General features: G+C 71.1%; 15 protein-coding genes and 1 pseudogene. 11 read left to right on the plus strand and 5 right to left on the minus strand.

All coding sequences use genetic code 11. The features are described 5' to 3' along the window. From AWX74_RS35760 to AWX74_RS35770, 3 genes and pseudogenes are all read left to right on the plus strand, one after another. A pseudogene (locus tag AWX74_RS35760) lies at nucleotides 1–192 on the plus strand (enoyl-CoA hydratase/isomerase family protein); the annotation flags it as partial. A gap of 220 nt (nucleotides 193–412) precedes the next feature. Continuing rightward, complete coding sequence (locus AWX74_RS35765) at nucleotides 413–919, plus strand: cupin domain-containing protein (protein ID WP_054567779.1); 507 nt, start codon at nucleotides 413–415, stop codon at nucleotides 917–919. A gap of 85 nt (nucleotides 920–1,004) precedes the next feature. Continuing rightward, nucleotides 1,005–2,066 carry an NAD(P)H-dependent amine dehydrogenase family protein gene (locus AWX74_RS35770; protein WP_091285957.1) on the plus strand — a complete coding sequence of 354 codons (1,062 nt, stop codon included), beginning with the start codon at nucleotides 1,005–1,007 and terminating at the stop codon, nucleotides 2,064–2,066. A gap of 73 nt (nucleotides 2,067–2,139) precedes the next feature. Here the strand turns inward: AWX74_RS35770 and AWX74_RS35775 are convergent, their stop codons facing one another. The 5 genes from AWX74_RS35775 to AWX74_RS35795 all read right to left on the minus strand — a co-directional run bounded on the left by AWX74_RS35775 (nucleotide 2,140) and on the right by AWX74_RS35795 (nucleotide 7,995). After that, entirely contained in the window at nucleotides 2,140–3,846 is a 1,707-nt protein-coding gene (locus AWX74_RS35775) for a class I adenylate-forming enzyme family protein (RefSeq protein WP_091285961.1), read from the minus strand. Beyond that, the gene (locus tag AWX74_RS35780; RefSeq protein ID WP_091286042.1) at nucleotides 3,833–5,488 is read right to left on the minus strand and encodes a class I adenylate-forming enzyme family protein; all 1,656 of its coding nucleotides are present in this window, start codon (nucleotides 5,486–5,488) and stop codon (nucleotides 3,833–3,835) included. Before AWX74_RS35780 ends, AWX74_RS35775 begins: the two co-directional genes overlap by 14 nt. After that, nucleotides 5,485–6,270, minus strand: a complete 786-nt coding sequence (locus AWX74_RS35785; RefSeq protein ID WP_226930813.1) for a hotdog family protein — start codon at nucleotides 6,268–6,270, stop codon at nucleotides 5,485–5,487. The genes AWX74_RS35780 and AWX74_RS35785 overlap by 4 nt, the downstream gene beginning before the upstream one ends. Then, entirely contained in the window at nucleotides 6,267–7,085 is an 819-nt protein-coding gene (locus AWX74_RS35790) for an enoyl-CoA hydratase/isomerase family protein (RefSeq protein ID WP_091286045.1), read from the minus strand. Before AWX74_RS35790 ends, AWX74_RS35785 begins: the two co-directional genes overlap by 4 nt. 100 nt (nucleotides 7,086–7,185) lie before the next feature. Further along, on the minus strand, nucleotides 7,186–7,995 hold the full coding sequence (locus tag AWX74_RS35795; RefSeq protein ID WP_091285963.1) for an enoyl-CoA hydratase/isomerase family protein: 810 nt from the start codon (nucleotides 7,993–7,995) through the stop codon (nucleotides 7,186–7,188). Nucleotides 7,996–8,587: 592 nt separating this feature from the next. On the opposite strand from AWX74_RS35795, the gene AWX74_RS35800 reads away from it, so the two are divergent. The 8 genes from AWX74_RS35800 to AWX74_RS35835 all read left to right on the plus strand — a co-directional run bounded on the left by AWX74_RS35800 (nucleotide 8,588) and on the right by AWX74_RS35835 (nucleotide 17,504). Next, nucleotides 8,588–9,460: an SDR family NAD(P)-dependent oxidoreductase gene (locus AWX74_RS35800; protein WP_091285966.1), complete on the plus strand. Its 873-nt coding sequence runs from the start codon at nucleotides 8,588–8,590 to the stop codon at nucleotides 9,458–9,460. Between the two features lie 10 nt (nucleotides 9,461–9,470). Next, nucleotides 9,471–10,244 (plus strand): SDR family NAD(P)-dependent oxidoreductase, encoded by a 774-nt coding sequence (locus AWX74_RS35805; protein WP_091285968.1) that lies wholly within the window; start codon nucleotides 9,471–9,473, stop codon nucleotides 10,242–10,244. Nucleotides 10,245–10,341: 97 nt separating this feature from the next. Beyond that, a complete protein-coding gene (locus AWX74_RS35810) occupies nucleotides 10,342–11,535 on the plus strand; it encodes a sulfotransferase family protein (RefSeq protein WP_091285971.1) in 1,194 nt (397 codons plus the stop codon). Continuing rightward, nucleotides 11,525–12,574 carry a hypothetical protein gene (locus AWX74_RS35815; protein WP_091285975.1) on the plus strand — a complete coding sequence of 350 codons (1,050 nt, stop codon included), beginning with the start codon at nucleotides 11,525–11,527 and terminating at the stop codon, nucleotides 12,572–12,574. The genes AWX74_RS35810 and AWX74_RS35815 overlap by 11 nt, the downstream gene beginning before the upstream one ends. Before the next feature lie 356 nt (nucleotides 12,575–12,930). Beyond that, nucleotides 12,931–13,851, plus strand: a complete 921-nt coding sequence (locus AWX74_RS35820; protein ID WP_091285979.1) for a TIGR03619 family F420-dependent LLM class oxidoreductase — start codon at nucleotides 12,931–12,933, stop codon at nucleotides 13,849–13,851. Between the two features lie 325 nt (nucleotides 13,852–14,176). Beyond that, entirely contained in the window at nucleotides 14,177–15,379 is a 1,203-nt protein-coding gene (locus AWX74_RS35825; RefSeq protein WP_193209897.1) for an aminotransferase-like domain-containing protein, read from the plus strand. A gap of 11 nt (nucleotides 15,380–15,390) precedes the next feature. Further along, nucleotides 15,391–16,350 carry a D-alanine--D-alanine ligase family protein gene (locus tag AWX74_RS35830; protein ID WP_091286051.1) on the plus strand — a complete coding sequence of 320 codons (960 nt, stop codon included), beginning with the start codon at nucleotides 15,391–15,393 and terminating at the stop codon, nucleotides 16,348–16,350. A 188-nt stretch (nucleotides 16,351–16,538) separates the two neighbouring features. After that, entirely contained in the window at nucleotides 16,539–17,504 is a 966-nt protein-coding gene (locus AWX74_RS35835) for a beta-ketoacyl-ACP synthase 3 (protein ID WP_054567791.1), read from the plus strand. The last annotated feature ends 23 nt before the right edge of the window (nucleotides 17,505–17,527 follow it).

Genomic DNA, 17,527 nt, shown 5'->3' on the forward strand with positions numbered 1-17,527 from the left:
GAAGCCTTCCGCCTCGTCGAACAACTCCAGGGCTACCAAGGCGAAGAAGTCCTCAGCTACCTCTTCCACGCCTACGGCACCAACCTCACCTTCGAAGACAACGAATACAACTTCGTCAAAGTCCGCGCCCAACACGGCGTCAAACGCGCCTTCGAACTCCGCGACGAACACTTCGAGATCCCCGAACCGTGAGGTTCCGGCCCGGTGGTTCCGCGGAACCGCCGGGCCGCGCAACCGCGGTCGCCGCGCTCGCGGCCCAGGCCCGACGTCGCCCGAAGTGGCTTGACGTGGCACAGTCCTCTCAACATTATCGAAGTCGACATCGACACCGAGATAGTGACCGGGAGTGACCTGGGCGTCCGCACGCGCACCCCGTGCGCGTCCGACGGCGGCCCGGCGGCGAGGAGAGGCCATGTCAGCCGACGAGCGCAGCAACAGGATGTCCTTCTTCACCTCGGCGGGCGCGCCGACGCTCGACGAGGACGGGATGATGTCGCCGCCGCGGATCGACCGGGAGGTCTACACCAACCTCGACATCAGCCCGATCGCGGACGGGCAGCATGTCACGGTGCCGTTCAAGGGCGAGGGGCCGAACGGGTTCAGCCTCGTCCACTCGTGGTTCGGCGCGGGCTTCCGCCTGCCCCGGCACAGCCATTCGGCGGACTGCCTCTACTACGTCCTGTCCGGCGAGATCATCATGGGCAGCCGCACCCTGGGCAGGGGCGACGGGTTCTTCGTGGCGGCGGACGCGCCCTACACCTACACCGCCGGTCCCGACGGTGCGGAGGTGCTGGAGTTCCGCACCTCGACCAGCTTCGACATGAACGTGCGGGACCAGACCGCCGAGCGCTGGAAGCCGATCGTCGACGCCGCGCTGGCGAACCGCGAGAGCTGGGCCGCCGCCCGCGCCGCCAGGTAACCCACCCCTTGCAACGGTTATTACATCTAGATATTTTGACAGGCACCGACCGGGGTCCGATCCCGGTGAGAGACCGGAGGTGCCTGTGCTTAGGGTGGTCCAGTGGGGCACGGGCTCCGTGGGGCGGCACGCGCTGCGGGCCGTGCACCAGCACTCCCAGTTACAGCTGGTGGGCGCGCTCGTCTACAGCGACGCGAAGCACGGCCGGGATGTCGGCGAGCTGTGCGGCCTCGGCGACATCGGGGTCCGGGCGACCCGCGACCAGGACGAGATCCTGGCCCTCGACGCGGACTGCGTGCTGTACATGGCCCAGGGCGAGATGAACCCCGGCGGCGCGCTCGACGACATCTGCCGTCTGCTCGCCTCGGGCAAGAACGTCATCTCCACCGCGGTGACCTCCCTCATCTACCCGCGCAGCTCCGGGCCGGCGACCGTCGCACGGCTGGAGGAGGCCTGCGCCGCGGGCGGGGTCTCCTTCCACGGGACGGGGATCGAGCCGGGCTGGGCCGCCGAGGTCCTCCCCCTGACGATGTCGCCGCTGTTCCGGCGGATCGACTCGCTGCTCGTCCAGGAGCTGCTGGACTACTCGACCTACGACAGCGCCCCGATGCTCTTCGACATCATGGGCTTCGGCCAGCTCCCGGACGCACCCGTCCCGATGGCCGACCCGAAGATCGCCGGTGCCGTCTTCCACGCGCCGATCATGATGGTGGCGGACGGCCTCGGCGCCACCATCGACGACTTCAGCTATGACCGGTCGGTCGCCCTCGCCCCGGCGGCCTTCGACATCACGGCCGGCCGCATCGAGGCCGGGACGGTGTCGGCCCAGCGCTTCTCCTGCACCGCCGTGATCGGTGGCCGGCACGCGCTGACCGTCGAGCACATCACCCGGGTCGGGCACGGGCAGGCACCGGACTGGCCGACCGGGCGCGGCTGGCGGGTCAGCGTCGAGGGCCAGCCGTCGATGCGGCTCGAGGCGACCATCGCCGTCCACGACGAGGACGAGAACGACCAGGGCTGCCTGGGCACCGCCATGCACGCCGTCCACGCGATCGCGCCGGTGTGCCAGGCGGCGCCGGGCATCCGGACGTTCCTCGACCTCCCCATGATCCTCGGCCGGGAGGTCTTCGCTCCGGCCCTGCCGTAGCCGACCCCGGCCGCAGGAGTACGGCGGTCGCAGCCGACCGGCCGACGCAGCCGACCGGCCGCCGGCGGCGACGTCACCTCCGGGGGCCGGCCACGCCCTCTTCGGTGAGCAGCAGGCGCAGCGCGTTGATGTCGACCTTCCCGCTGGCCAGCCGCGGCACCCGGTGCGGGTCACCCAGGACGAGCCAGCGGGTCGGGACCTTGAAGCTGCTCAGCCGGGCCCGGGCCTGCTCGGTCAGCTGGTCCGGGTCGTGCGCGGAGCTGACGACGACCGCCGCGACCTCCCGCGCACCCGCTCCACCCACTCCACCCGGGTCTCCCGCGGGCAGGTCGGTGACGTAGGCGTCGGCGACTCCGGGCAGTGCGCGCAGGGCCGCCTCGACCTCCATCGGGTACACGGTCGCGCCGCTGACCTTGAACATGTCGTCCAGGCGGCCCCGGTACCAGAGGTAGCCATCGGCGTCGAGCGCACCGCGGTCGGCGGTCCGGTAGAAGCCGTCGGCGTCGAACACCTCGCCGTGGGAGCGGCCGATGATGCCGCGCATGACGTTCGGCCCGCGCAGCCGGATCTCCCCCTCGTCACCGGGCGGGACCGCCGTCCCGGTGTCCGGATCGACGATGCGGACCTCCACACCGGCGAACGGCTGGCCGCAGCTGCCGTGCTTGTCCGGCGGCAGGTCGGTGTCCAGCCGCGAACCGCAGTAGGGCCCGAACGTCTCCGTCATCCCGAACAGGTTCGCCCGCGCCCCCTGCGCCGGCCGGGACGCCGCCGGCAGCACCGCGGGAAGGCTCGCGGGGCGCAACGCCGACAGGTCGGTGGCCGCGAACGCCGGATGCGCCGCGAGCCGCGCCGCCTGATCCGGCCAGCCGCGGAACAGCGTCACCCGCTCCCGTTCCAGGAACGCCAGCGTCCGCGCGGGTTCGGGGACAGCCTCCGCGAGCAGGGTCGCGCCGGCGACCAACGCCGAGAGCAGCCCACCACCGAACCCGCCCGTCCAGAAGAACGGCATCGGGATGTACAGGCGCTCACCGCGCCCGATCCGCCGGCAGTCCAGGCTCGCCGCGACCGCCCGCAGCCCGTTGCCATGGGTGTGCACGACACCCTTCGGCGTGGAACGGCTCCCCGAGGTGAACAGCACCACCAGGTCGTCGGCGGGACGGACGGCGTGCTCCAGACCGTCGACGACGTCGAGCAGCGCAGTCGATGGCACGGCCGCGCTGGTCGCGTCGGGAAGTTCGTCCGAGCGCCAGATCCGGCGCAGCGACGGGACCGCCGCGTGCCGGCGCCCGGCGCGGGCGTGGGCGACCAGCCCGGGCGCGACCGTCTCCAGCTCGGCGAGGTAGTCACGGCCGCGCAGCCGCGGCACCACGACCAGCTCGGTCACCGCGGCGACGCGCAGTTGCGCGAGCAGCTCGGGCGGCCGCAGCAGGGTGCTGAGCGGGACGAGCACGGCGCCGACCCGCATCACCGCGAGCGCCGCCGTCGCCCATTCGATGCCGTTCGCCATCACCAGCCCGACCCGGCTGCCCTTGCTGACACCCGCACCGACGAGACCCGCGGCGAGCGCCCGGCTGGCGTCGTCCAGCTCGGTGAAGGTGACCGCCTCGTCGTCGTTCACGAGCGCCTGGACCGCGCCGTCGAGCCGGCGCCGGAGCGCGAGCAGCGCCGGAATGGTCAGCTCCGCCGGCAGCACCACGCCGTCCCGGCCGCCGCCACCGGCGGGCGCGGTCTCGACCACGGCCTCACCCACGGTCTCAGCTTCGGTCTCAACCTGCGGCACGGAGCAGCTCCCTGAGCGCCGGGACGTCGATCTTCCCGCTGGACATGGTCGGTACCTCGTGCTCCGCCAGCAGCATGATCCGCCGCGGCACCTTGTAGGCGGACAGCTGCTCGGCAAGCTGCCGGCGCAGCTGGTCGGCGTCGACGCTGCGACCCGCGGGCACCCGCACGGCCGCGGCGACGATCTGGCCCCGGGCCTGGTCGGGCAGACCGACCACGTGCGCGGTCAGCCCGGCGACGTCCCGGATCGTCGCCTCGACCTCGACCGGCGACACGTTCGCCCCGCCCGTCTTGATGACGTCGCCGTCACGGCCCTGGAAGTAGAGGTACCCGTCGGCGTCGGCGCGGAAGAGGTCACCGCAGTGGTACCAGCCGTCGGCGTCGAAGACGTCGTGCCGCTCCCGCCCGTGGTAGCCCTCCATCAGGAACGGGCCCCGCAGCCACAGCTCCCCCACCTCGCCCGGGCCCAGCACACGCCCGTCGGCCGGGTCGACGATCCGGGCCGCGAAGCCGGGTGCCGGCTGGCCGAACGAGCCGCGCCGATGCTCGGGCTGGTCGCCCTCGTCCTCGCTGACCAGGCAGACGGACCCGGCCTCGGTCATCCCCAGCATCTGGTGCCGCAGCTGCGGATCAGTCGGCCGGACGTCCGCCGGCATGATCGAGTACAGGTTTCCGCGCCGGATGGACGACAGGTCCCGGCGGGCGAACGTCGGATCCGCGGGAAGCTGCGCCACCGACTGGGCGTACCCGTTGACCATCGTCGGGCGCTCACGTTCCAGCACGTCGAGGACGTCCGCGGCCGCCGTCGCGTTCGAGCAGACCAGACGTCCGCCGGCGAGCAACGTGCCCAGCAGCGCGTAGGCGAAGCCGCCGATCCAGAAGAACGGCGAGTTCGAGAACAGCACGTCGTCCGGGGTGTAGCGGCGGATCTCGTTCAGGTTGGCCAGGTGCCGGATCAGGGCGCCGTGGGTGTGGATCACGCCCTTCGGCGCGCTCGTCGACCCGGACGTGTGCACGATGACCATCCGGTCGCTCGCCCGCACGCCGTCCTCGGCGGCCGCCAGGACGTCCGCGCCGACCTCGGAGCCCCGCGCCAGCAGCGCCGGCACCGTCCAGGCCGGGTCGACACCCCCGACACCCCCGGCGTCCCCGGAACCCTCGGCGGTGGGCCCGAAGAGGACCTGGCGTAACACGGGAATCGACGGCGCGAACATCGGCGGTGGGGCCTGCGCGATCTCGGGCACGGCGGCCCGCAGCGCCGCCACGTAGTCGTGGCCACGGTAGGAGGTGGCGCTCAGCAGCACCCCGACATCGGCGCGGCGCAGCAGGCCGCCCAGCTCGGCGCCGGTCGAGAAGGTGCTCAGCGGCACCGTCACCGCACCGATCCGCGCCGCGGCAAGCCAGCCGACGACGAAGTCGCTCCCGTTCGGGTACAGCAGCCCGACGTGCGTGCCGCTGCCCACGCCCAGCGCCAGCAGGCCACGCGCGAGCTCACCCGAGCGCCGCTCGGCCTCGGCGTAGGTGAGCACGTCGTCGTCGCAGCGCAGAAGCGCCCGCGTCCCGTGGCGCGCGGCCTGCTCACGCAGCAGCGCCGGGACGGTCAGCGCAAGTCCGTCGCCGGCGTCGACGGTCGTAGCGATCATGATGGCGCCCGCCGCGGCGACACCGCCGGCAACCGGGATCGATCGCCCTTCACCGCGTCCATCGCCGCCTCGCACAGCAGGCGATCCCCGGCGAACAGCTGACCGGTCGAGGAGATCCTCGGCCCTTCGGCCGACCGGCTCAGGACGAAGTTCAGCTCGGTGAGCAGCGGAGTGGGCCGCCGGTAGCGCAGCGACAGGCCCGCCGTCTTCCCCGCCAGCCCCAGGTCACAGTTGTGATGCTGGATCACGGCGTCGAAGAACAGCGCCAGGAAACCACCGTGGACCAGGCCCGGCGGCCCTTCGTAGGCGATCGGGAAGGTGACCGTGCCCTCGGCGTGGTCGCCCGCGACCGTCAGCTCGTACTCGGGGAACATCGGGTTGAAGGCGCCGATGTTCCGCGAGTGGTCGAGGTAGACCCGGCCGCTCAGCCCCTCCCCCGCGTTCTCGGCGCTGCCGGCCTCGGCGGAAGCGGCGGACGCGCCGGACGCGCCGGCGTCAGCGGTGCCGACGCGCGGCGGCCCGCCCGCGGGGCTGTGGGGCCCGAGGCTGCGCTCCGCCTCCTCGAGCGCGGCCAGCAGGGTCTCGATCGCCGGATCCTCGTGTTCGAGCGCGAGCACCAGCCCGGTGACCCGCCGCAGCCGGGCCGCGGCCTCGGCGGTCTGCGCGAGCGGCGCGACGCCGAACACCCAGGGCTCCACCGGCGCCGGAGCGGGTACCGGCGCCAGAGCGGGTGCCGCGGCCGCGTGGGGTGCCGTCGCAGGTGCCGGTACCTGCTGTGTCATCGCAGCCTCCACCCTGGGCGAGGTGCCGGGGTGCCGGCCGCGTCGGCCGCCGCGGCGGTCGCCTTGGCCGCCGCCTCCGCCTCGGCCATCCCGGCCGCGTTGCCGAGCCGGGTGTAGATCAACGACTGTTCCATCGCCGCGCGGTACGGGCGGTCCAGCGACTCCCAGATCGCCCGCACGGTGCCCTGCGTCGCCGTGGACGGATGCCGGGCGATTCCCGCCGCGATCTCATGGGCCCGATCCCACAGCTGCGCCCGCTCGACGACCTCGGTCACCAGGCCGATCCGCAGCGCGGTCTCGGCGGACACCCGCTCGTCGTTGCCCATCAGCGCGATGCGCAGCGTCTCCCCGAGGCCGATCCTGCGCATCAGGCCGATCGGCTCGACCGCGCACACCCGGCCAAAGGTGACATGCGAGTCGAAGAAGGTCGCCTCGCTCGAACAGATCACCACGTCGGCCTCGTTCAGGAAGTAGAACGCGCCGGCGGTGCAGATGCCCTGCACCGCACACACCACGGGCTTCCAGCACTTCTGCCACTTCGGGCTGAGCATCTCGCCCGGGTCCTCGTGGTTCCACACGTCGTCGGGCTGGCCGAACGCCTTCTTCACGTCGAGGCCGGCGCTGAACGCCCGGTCGCCGGCCGCCCGCAGCACCACCGCGTTCACCGCCGGATCCAGCTTGACCCGCTGCCAGACGTCCCGGATCTCCTCGCACATCTGCCGGTCGAAGGCGTTCATCGCCTGCGGACGGTCCAGGGTGATGGTCGCGACCCGGTCGGGCCCCGTCTCGTACTGGATGGTCGAGTAGGTCGGCATCATGATCTCCTGACTGACCGGGAAACGGGCTCGCACCGGCTGACGCCCACCGAGGTCGGCTCAACGCCCATCGAGGTCGGCAACGCCCACTTAAGTCGGCTCAGCGCCCGCTGAAGTCGGGCTGGCGGCGCTCCTTGAACGCCAGCAGCCCTTCCTTGAAGTCGGCGGTGCGCGAGGCCAGCTCCAGGGCGAACGCCTCGTCCTGCATGGCCTCGGTCAGCCCGAGCTCCAGGCCCCGGTTGACCAGCCGCTTCGTGAGGCCGACGGCGACCGTCGCCGCCTGGCCGAGCGTCTCCACCAGGGTCGCGGCCGCCTTGTCGAGGTCGGCGTCGGAGACCGCCTGGTAGATCAGCCCCCAGGCGGCGGCCTCGGCACCGGACAGGCGCCGGCCGAGCAGCAGCAGCTCCTTGGCCCGCGCGACCCCGACGAGGCGGGGCAGCATCCAGGTCGCGCCGCTGTCCGGGCTGAACCCACGGGCCAGGAACGGCTCCCAGAACGTGCTGTCCTCGGCGGCGACGGTGAAGTCCGCGGCGAGCGCGAGCTGGAAGCCGAGGCCGGCGGCGTATCCACGCACCGCGCAGACGACCGGCAGCTGTATCTCCGACACCAGCTGGATCAGGCGGTGTGCCTGCAGTGCCGTGCGGCGCTGCACGCTGCCGGGGCGCGGCCGGGCAGCGCCGGCGGTGTTGGAGCTGACCCAGTCCGCCCCGGAACAGAAGTGCGGGCCGCGTGTCTCGATCAGCACCACCCGCAGCGTGTCGTCGGTCGAGGCCTCCTCCAGGGCGTCGATGATCCGCCGCACCGCCCCCGTGTCGAGGGCGTTGCGCCGCTGCGGGCGGTCCAGGCCGATCCGCAGCACGCATCCGTCGCGGTCAAGGGCGACACCCGGCTCGGGAGGCATGTCCACCATCGATCCGCTCCTCCAAGGCCGTCGAACGCCCCACGGCACCATCGCCGCCTCCCCTGATGGCTGGCGTTGGCGCGGTGGTGTGTGTCGCGAGCAGCCTAGGCCGCACTGGTCGAAATGTCTAGAGGTATTGCCCCCTCGCACGCAGGGCGGTGGCCGCCTGGACGGTGACCGCTCGGCCGGACGCGGCGGTGACGCCGTCGACCCGGATGCGTTCACCGAGGTCCAGCCCATGAGATGAGCCGCGGCCGCCCTGCCCCCGCCTTACTCCACCGGCCAGGCGGCTCGGATCACACCATCCTCCCAACCCTACGCACCGAACGCACTCCGACGCGGGAGCCCCGGACCGCGCGGACACCCACATGCGGACACGGTGCGGCGCCGACCTCGCCAGCACCGGCATCTCGAACAGCTCCCCCGCTCGAACCGCAAACGGCCGCCTTTACCGGGCCCGGCATTCGTGATAAGCGGGCGGTATACCGAAATGTTATAGCTGACCGCCGAAAGTTGTATTGGTCACAGTCGCCGACGGCGTCCTAGCATCAGGAAATCCTCGCGGCTCGACACCCACCGCCAATGCAGAGCGGAGAGATTCATGGAAACGGATGACCGTGACTGGGCGCAGGAACTGGGGCTTGACCGCCTGCCCACCCACACCATCGGGATGCGGGTTTCCGAGCTGCTCGACCTGAGCGGCAGAAAGGCGATCGTCACCGGGGCCGGCGGCGACGGGCTGGGTCAGGCCATCGCGAATCGCCTGGCCGGCCTCGGAGCCGATGTCGCGCTGATCGGGCGCACTTTCTGGAAGGTCGAGAAGCGGGCCGCGGAGATCGAGCAAAGGTGGGGAGTGAAGGCATTCCCCGTTCTCGCCGACATGTCGGACTGGGATCAGGTGCACCGTGCGGTCCGGGAAAGCCACGAGGCACTCGGCGGGCTGGACATCATGGTGAACAACCCCGTGATGGTCGTCGGCGGCCCGTTCGAGAACCACAGCAAGGACGACATCGACCGGACGGTGCTCGGCAGCCTGACCATGATGATGTACGGCGCCCATGCCGCGCTGGAATACCTGCTGCCGCAGGGATCGGGCCGGATCCTCAACATCGGGGCGGTCGGCGGGCGCATCCAGCAGAAGGGCCTGACGGTCTACTGCGCGTGCAAGGCCGGGGTCATCGGCTTCACCCGCAACCTCGCGCACGAGGTCGCACCGCGCGGTGTCAACGTCCTGGGCGTGGCACCCGGAATCATGATCAATCCGACCCTGCGGCAGCGGGTGCTGGATCCGCAGAGCGAGCATGACCTGGTGGGCCGCACCGCGGTGCTGAACTCCATCACCAACCAGGTCCAGCTGGGACGGGTCTGCCTGCCGGAGGAGGTCGCCAACATGGTGGCCTATCTCGCCTCCGACGCCGCCAACTACATGTGCGGCCAGACCATCGACGTCGCCGGCGGCCAGTGGATGGGATGAGGAGCCGGACATGCGCGGACTCGCAGACAGGTCGTTCATCGTGGCGGGGGGCGCGACCGGTATCGGTGCCGGGGCCGCGCTCAGGCTGGGCGAGGAGGGCGCCAACGTCGTCGTGGGTGACATCAACCTCGCCGGTGCGCAGGCGACCGTCGAGCGGATAACCCGGATCGGCGGCCAGGCGATCGCGGTGCACTTCGACCTCGCCGACGAGGAGTCCGTCCAGGCGCTGGTCGACGCGACGATCGCACGCTTCGGTGCCGTCGACGGCCTGTTCAACGTCGGCGCGGACCTCTCCCCCGGCAACCTCGGGCGGGATCGGACCCTGCTCGACACCGACCTCGACGTGTGGGCCCGCACGCTCGACGTCAACGTGGTCGGCTTCGTCCGGACGGCTCGCGCGGTTCTTCCGCACCTGCTCGCGAACGGCGGCGGCAGCATCGTCAACACCTCGTCGGGTGCGTCCGTCAGCGCCAGCGACGGCAAAAGGCCCGCGTACGGGGCCTCCAAGTCGGCCGTCAACGCGCTCACCCGGCACATCGCGACCAACTGGGGCCGGGCGGGCGTGCGCTGCAACTGCGTGATGCCCGGCCTGGTCATGGGCGAGCTGCAGGAACAGCAGAACGACATCGCGCTGCAGAAGATGTTCCTCGACCGGGTGCCCACGACCCGGCTGGGCCGCCCGAGCGACCTTGCCGCGGTGGTCGCGTTCCTGCTCTCCGACGACGCCGAATGGATCAACGGCCAGGTCTGGGCGATCGACGGCGGCGCCAACATGCGCAACTGACCCGCGGGCGAACGGCGAACAACCCGACAGACCGACAGACCGCAGGCGGACGGTTTCCCAGGCATGCACGCCCACCTGCATGCTCAAAGGAGTGATCATGGCATTACATGACGAGCTGATGGACGCGGCCCGGGCGGCGACCGGGCTCGAGCACTTCGGTGAGCGGTCCTTCGAGGAAGGCCTCGAAATCCTCACCCGCGCCCTGCGGACCGAGGCACGGCTGAACGCCACCGGGCAGGCGACGCTGCGCGGGCTTCTCGTCGGTCTCCTCTCCCAGCGCCTGCAGGTCGAGGACTGGTACCGACGCCATCCGGAGATCGACGACGAGCAGATCGTCGCGCCGCTGATCGGCCTGGGGCTGCCGCGCACCGGCTCGACCGCCCTGTCCTTCCTGCTCGCCGAGGATCCCCAGGCTCGCTCGCTGCGCATGTGGGAGGCCAACGCTCCGTGCCCACCGCCTTCTGTCGGCGAAGGCGTCGAGGACCGGATCGACCGTGGCCGGACGGAGGTCGAGTTCCGCACGAAGACGTCGCCGCGCCGCGGCCGACTCGTGCCCGCCAGCGCCACCGGGCCGACCGAGTGCCAGAGCCTGATGGCGCTCGACTTCAAGGCGCACTACTTCCAGGCCTTCGCGCACATCCCCACCTATTCGAAATGGCTGCTCGAGAGCCCGGACCTCGCCACCACGTACCGGTACGAGCTGCGCGTCCTCAAACTGCTGCAGTGGGGTTTCCCGAACCAGCCCTGGCGACTCAAGTGCCCGTCCCATCTCCTTTTCCTGGACCAGCTCGCGGAGGTCTTCCCGGACGCCCGCTTCGTCATGACGCATCGGGATCCGGCCGAGGTCATGGTGTCGGTCGCGGACCTCTACGCCGCGGTCGCCCGCTCCTACTCCGACGACATCGACCTGCCCTACCTCGGCGCGCTCAACGTCGAGCACTGGTCGGTGGGAATGGAGCGAGCGCTGGCGTTCCGGGACAAAGGTGGCGACGACCGGTTCTACGACATCGACTTCCGGTCCATGCAGCGTGATCCGATCGGTGAGGTGACCGGGCTGTACACCTGGCTGGGCGAGCCGGTCACCGCCGCCTTCGGAGCCGGAATGCGGCGCTGGTGGGAGGAGAACGCGCAGCAGCGCGAAGCCAACGTGCACCCGGACCCGGCCACCTTCGGCCTCGACATCGACGAGATCCGACCGCTGTTCGCCGCCTACACCACCCGGGCCGCGCAGTGGACCACCCGCGAGACCTCGACCAGCGGCGCAGAAGGGCACGGCCATCATGGCGACTGACCCGTCGACTTCCTTCTCCGGCGGCCTGCCCGCCGAGCGGGAGTACTTCTTCCCGGCCCGGCCGGACAATCCGCAGATGCGGGATTCGGCCAGCTTCTGGATCGCCGACGACAAGGGCGAGATCGGGCTGCCCCGGTTCGGGATCGAGGCCGTCGGCGCGAACTGGGACGAACACCTCGTCACGTTCAACCTGGTGTTCAGGGACGGCCGGGTCTACCGGCTGCGCGGCAAGGGCACCCCGCATTCACCGTTCAACGCCGCCGGCGAGCCGGCGATTCTCGGCGCCGGCGGGCTCGCGTTCGAGGTGATCGAACCGTACCGGACGTGGCGGGTGACCTACGACGGTCCGGCCGTCGCCACCACGTCGCAGCGGCTCATCGACGGCGACCAGACCGGCCCGACGGTCAACCTCCGCGTCGAGGTGAGCACCACGATGGCCGTGCCGCCGTGGGAGCAGGGCGCGCTCCTGGCGGACGCGGCCGCGCTGCTGCACAACACCAGCGACGGCGACATGATGGGCCACGGCCCGCGGATCGAGCAGTTGTTCACCGCCGCCGGAACCGTCGAGGTCGACGGGGAGACACACACGTTCACCGGCAGTGGCCTGCGGATCAAGCGGCAGGGTGTGCGGCATCTGGAGGAGTTCCGCGGGCACGCCTGGCAGTCCGCGGTGTTCCCCAGCGGGAAGGCGTTCGGCTACATCACCTACCCGCCGCACCCGGACGGCCGCCCCGTCTTCAACGAGGGCTACCTCTATCTCGGTGAGGGAAAGCTCGTTCCCGCCCGGGTGGTCGAGGCGCCCTGGCTGCGCCGGCTGGTCCCGGCGGGTGACCCGGTGCCGGTGGTGTTCGAGTCCGAGCTCGGAATCACCCGCATCGAGGGTGTCACCGCGCTGACGACGCATGACACGGCCTTCCGGCCGGAGCTGCCGAACTTCCCGGTGCTGTTCCAGGGCGAATGCCGCTACACCTGGGACGGTGAGGAGACCTACGGCATGCTCGAGCGATCCACCGTGCGCGAACTGATCGAGTGGACATGAGCGCGGGAGGCGCGAGAAGGCGGCGTCACCGCCGTCGTCATCTCCAGCCCGTCGGTGTCGGCCCAGGCCACCGTCGAGTTCCTCGAGGCCTTCGGCGCCACCTACCTGTTCCGACAGCCCGCGAGACGACCGGCAACCGGAGCCTTGACCTCCATTTCGCTGCGGTGAGAGGCAGCTCACTGCTAGAGTCCGCCACCGTGCTGGAGTTGGGCCAGTAACGGGCAGCTGTTCGGAGCGGCCGACGAGTTCCACTCGACCGCTCCGCAGCCCGGTTCCTCGGTCCGGCGAATCATCCTGACTTCGGCACACCATGCCGACGCCCATCGATGATTCGACCCGACCACCGAGGAGAGAACGTGAAACTGGGCTTTGCCATGCCGCACCTGTTGCGGCTGAAGGCCACCTGCCAGCCGTGGGAGGCAGCCGTGACCGGCGCGGACCAGACCCGGCTGGCACGGTGGGCGGAGAAGCTCGGCTACGCCATGATCGCGGTTCCCGAGCACCACATCATTCCCAGGGCACATGTCGACCTGTCGGGGCCGCACTATTTCAGCGCCTTCCCGGCCATGGGTTACTGGGCGGGTGCGACGGAGGAGATCCGGGTCAACTCCTGCATCTCGATCCTGCCGTTACAGAATCCGATTGTGACCGCGAAGGCGATCTCCACGATCGACTGGCTTTCCAGTGGCCGGGTCACGGTGACGTTCGCGGTCGGCTGGCTCAAGGAGGAGTTCGACATCCTCGGTGTTCCGTTCCACGAGCGCGGTGCGCGGGCCGAGGAGTACATCCAGGCGATCATCGAGCTGTGGACCAGTGACACACCGGAGTTCGAAGGGCGGTTCGTCTCGTTCCGGGATGTCGCCTTCGAGCCGAAGCCCGTCCAGAAGCCACATCCGGTGGTCTGGTTCGGCGGTGACGCCGACCCGGCACTGCGGCGGGTCGCCCGCTACTCGTCCGGGTGGTGGCCATTCCTCACCAGGCCCGAGGACATTCCGGCCCGGCTCGACTTCATCAGATCCCAGCCCGACTACAACGGCCGTCTGGCCGAGGTGTTCTACGGCCTGGGCACCGCCCGCATCGGCGAGGGCCATGCCGTCAGGAAGGACCCGCACGCCCGCCCTGGAATGCCGAAGCAGGAGATCATCGACCGCCTCGGCTGGTTCTCGGAACTCGGCGTCACCATGAGCTCGGTGCCCGTTCCCAGCCTCAACCACATCGAGGAATACTACGAGTACACCCAGTGGGTCGCAGAGGAGATCATGCCCGCGATTCGCTGACGTGGCAGGCACTTTTACGCACCGGCCTGGGAGTTCAGACCGGCTGGCGGCGTGTAGGGATCGAGGGCTTGCCCCATCGCGCTCCGAAGCTCTGCCGGCTCCCTCCCCCGGGTGCAGGGCCGCCGCCGTCCCTCAAACCGGCCCGGCCGCCCTCCCAGTCGGTTAACGATCACCCCCAGCGGAACTCGCGGGCCATGCGCGCGCCGGGGCGATAAGGTCCCCCCGACGTCGACGATGGGGTAGACGGATGGATACGCAACAGCCGGTGGACAGCACAGGCCCGCGCGATCGCTGGTGGGGTTCCTACGCGAGCCGGGCATCCGGGATGCTCGCCTCCGAGGTCCGGGCCCTGTTCGCGGTCGCGAGCCGGCCGGAGATCGTCTCCCTCGCCGGCGGCATGCCCGCCGTCGACGCGCTCCCCCTCGAAGCGGTCGCAGCCACCACGTCGGACCTGATCACCCGGCGCGGGGCCGTCGCGCTGCAGTACGGCTCGGCGCAGGGCGACCCGCAGCTGCGGGCCCGGATCTGCGATGTGATGGCCATGGAGGGCATCACGGACGCCCACCCGGACAACGTGGTGGTGACCGTCGGCTCCCAGCAGGCGCTGGACCTGCTCACCAGGGTGTTCATCGACCCGGGGGACGTCGTCCTCACCGAGGGCCCGACGTACGTCACGGCGATCAACACGTTCGCCGCCTACCAGGCGCGGGTCGTGCATGTGCCGATGGACGCCGACGGGTTGAACCCGGAGGCGCTCCGGGAGACCCTGGCCCGGCTTGCCGCCGAAGGCTCCCGGGTGAAGATGCTCTACACGGTGCCGACGTTCCAGAACCCGAGCGGTGTCACGCTTACGGTCCCGCGCCGCGGCGAGGTGGTCGAGGCGTGCCGGCGCGCCGGGGTTCTGGTGGTCGAGGACAACCCGTACGGGCTGCTCTCGTTCAACGGCGATCCGATCCGCGCGATGCGCGCGGACGCCCCCGACGATGTCGTCTACCTGGGCTCGTTCTCGAAGACGCTCGCGCCGGGGATGCGGGTCGGCTGGGCGCTGGCGCCGCCTCCGGTGGCGGCCCGCCTGGTCCTCGCCGCGGAGTCCGCGATTCTGTCGCACTCGATGTTCACCCAGCTCACAGTCGAGCAGTATCTGGCGACCCAACCGTGGCCCGAGCAGCTCAAAGCCTTCCGGGAGATGTACCGGGAACGCCGGGACGCCATGCTCGAAACCCTCGCCGAGACCATGCCGGCCGACAGCACCTGGACCCGGCCGGACGGCGGGTTCTTCATCTGGCTCACGCTGCCGGAAGGCGTCGACGCGAAGGCGATGCTGCCCCGGGCGATCGCGGCACGGGTCGCCTACGTCCCCGGAACCGGCTTCTACGCGGATGGATCCGGCCGGAACGCGATCCGGATCTCCTACTGCTATCCGCCACCGGACCGGGTCCGTGAGGGCGTCCGCCGGCTCGCCCGGGTACTGCGCGCCGAGCTCGACCTACGCGACACGTTCGCCCCCCGCCGTCCCAACGACCAGTGAAGGGCACCACGATGACCGACCTGGGACGTGTGCTCGTCCTCGCCGGAGGCCTGTCCGTCGAGCGGGAGGTCTCACTGAGTTCAGGCAGCCGGCTCCACGAGGCGCTGAGCCGTATCGGGGTCGACACCGAGCTCCGTGACGTCGACGACGCGACCCTGACCGCGCTCGCGGGGGACCCGCCCGCGGTCGTGATCCCTGTCCTGCACGGAACCTCCGGGGAGGACGGCACGATCCGCGAGGTGCTCGACCTGTACGGTCTGCCGTACGTCGGCGCGGAACCGGCGGCGTGCCGATCAGCGTTCGACAAGGCCGCCGCGAAGGCGACCGTCACCGCGTCCGGGATCAGCACCCCGCGGGCCGTCACGCTGCCCCGTGAGGCGTTTCACGATCTGGGTGCGGCCCAGCTCATCGACCGTGTTGTGGGCCGGCTCGGCCTGCCGCTGGTGGTGAAGCCCCGCGCGGGCGGGTCGTCGTTCGGAGTCGGCCGGGTCGAGGAGGCCGGGCAGCTCGCCGAGGCGCTGATGGCCTGCTTCGGCTATCACGACTGGGCGCTCATCGAGCAGGCCGTCACCGGTGTTGAGATCGCCGTCGGTGTCGTGGACACCGGCAGTGGCCCGATCGCACTGCCCGCGGTCGAGATCGAGCCGGTGACCGGCCCGTACGACTACGCCGCGCGGTATACCCCGGGCGCCACCACGTTCATCACCCCGGCCCGGCTGCCCGTCGCGGTGCTGGACGCCGCAGCGGCAGCGGCCGTCACGGCACACCAGGCGCTCGGGTTGCGTGACCTGTCCCGCACGGACCTGATCGTGGACGCCGCCGGAGTGCCGCAGTTCCTGGAGGTGAACGTGGCGCCGGGGATGACCGACACCAGCACCTGGCCGATGGGGCTGGAAGCCGCCGGGCTTGAGTTCGGGGTGGTGTGCCGGGAGCTGGCGGCAGCCGCGCAGAACCGGTCCCGGCGTCGCTGACCGGCAGGCACGGTCCTCCGACCCCTCCGACCCCACCGACCCCACCGACCCCACCGACCCCACCGACCGACGATCACATTAGGTACGGAATCGACCCCGAAGAGCCACCCAATCGAACCCCCGAGCGGCGATTATTTGGCGTCCTATATTTTTATGGCCGCCCAGATTGCGGATCTTGAGGGGGACATATGGCGGACGGTGTCAGGCACGCGGCGCGGCCGGCCGGAACCCGGTTGCTGGGCCTCGGGGCCTACCGCCCGGCACAGCTGATCACCAGCGAGGAGCTGGGCCACCGCTTCGGCCGCACGGCCCAGTGGATCGAGTCACGCACCGGTTTCGCGACCCGGCGGGTCGCCGCGGCGGACGAGACCGTGCACAGCATGGCGACCGTGGCCGCGCAGGAGGCGGTGCACGACAGCCAGGTGTCCGCCGCGGAGATCGACCTGGTCATCGCGGCGACCTGCAGCACCGACGGGACGGGCGGCGTCGCCGCCGAGGTCGCCGCCGCGTTGGGCGCGCCGCACGCGGGGGCCCTCGACCTCAACGCCGCCTGCGCGGGCTTCTGCTACGCGGTCGCGGCGGCCTCGGACGCGGTACGGGCCGGTTCGGCGCGCCACGTGGTCGTCGTCGCGTCCGAGAAGATGACGGCGCGGGTCGACCCCGATGACCTGGGCACATCGATCATCTTCGGGGACGGGGCCGGCGCCGCTGTGATCGGCCCGGGCGGCGACGACGCGATCGGGCCGGTCGTCTGGGGCCACGACGGCTCCCAGTCGTCGCTCATCCGGATCGACGAGACCACCGGCCGGCTGCGGATGGAGGGCCAGGCGGTCTTCCGGTGGGCCGTCTCCACCGCCCTCGACGTCGCGCTCGCCGCCTGTGCGCGTGCCGGGATCTCGCCGGCCGATCTGGCCGCCTTCGTCCCGCACCAGGCCAACCTGCGCATCGTGGACGCCGTCGCGGCCAAGATCGGCGCGACCTCGGCCGTGGTCGCCCGCGACGGCGCCGACTGCGGGAACACCTCGGCCGCGTCCATCCCACTCGCGCTGCACGGGCTGCGCCGCCAGCGCGCGGTCGCCGCGGGAGACCTGGCGCTTCTGGTCGGCTTCGGCGCCGGGCTGAGCTGGGCCGCCCAGGTCGTCCGCGTGCCCTGACAGCCTCCGCGTCCCGTCACAGG

Origin of the sequence: Parafrankia irregularis (assembly GCF_001536285.1) — a bacterium.
GTDB classification, from domain to species: Bacteria; Actinomycetota; Actinomycetes; order Frankiales; family Frankiaceae; genus Parafrankia; species Parafrankia irregularis.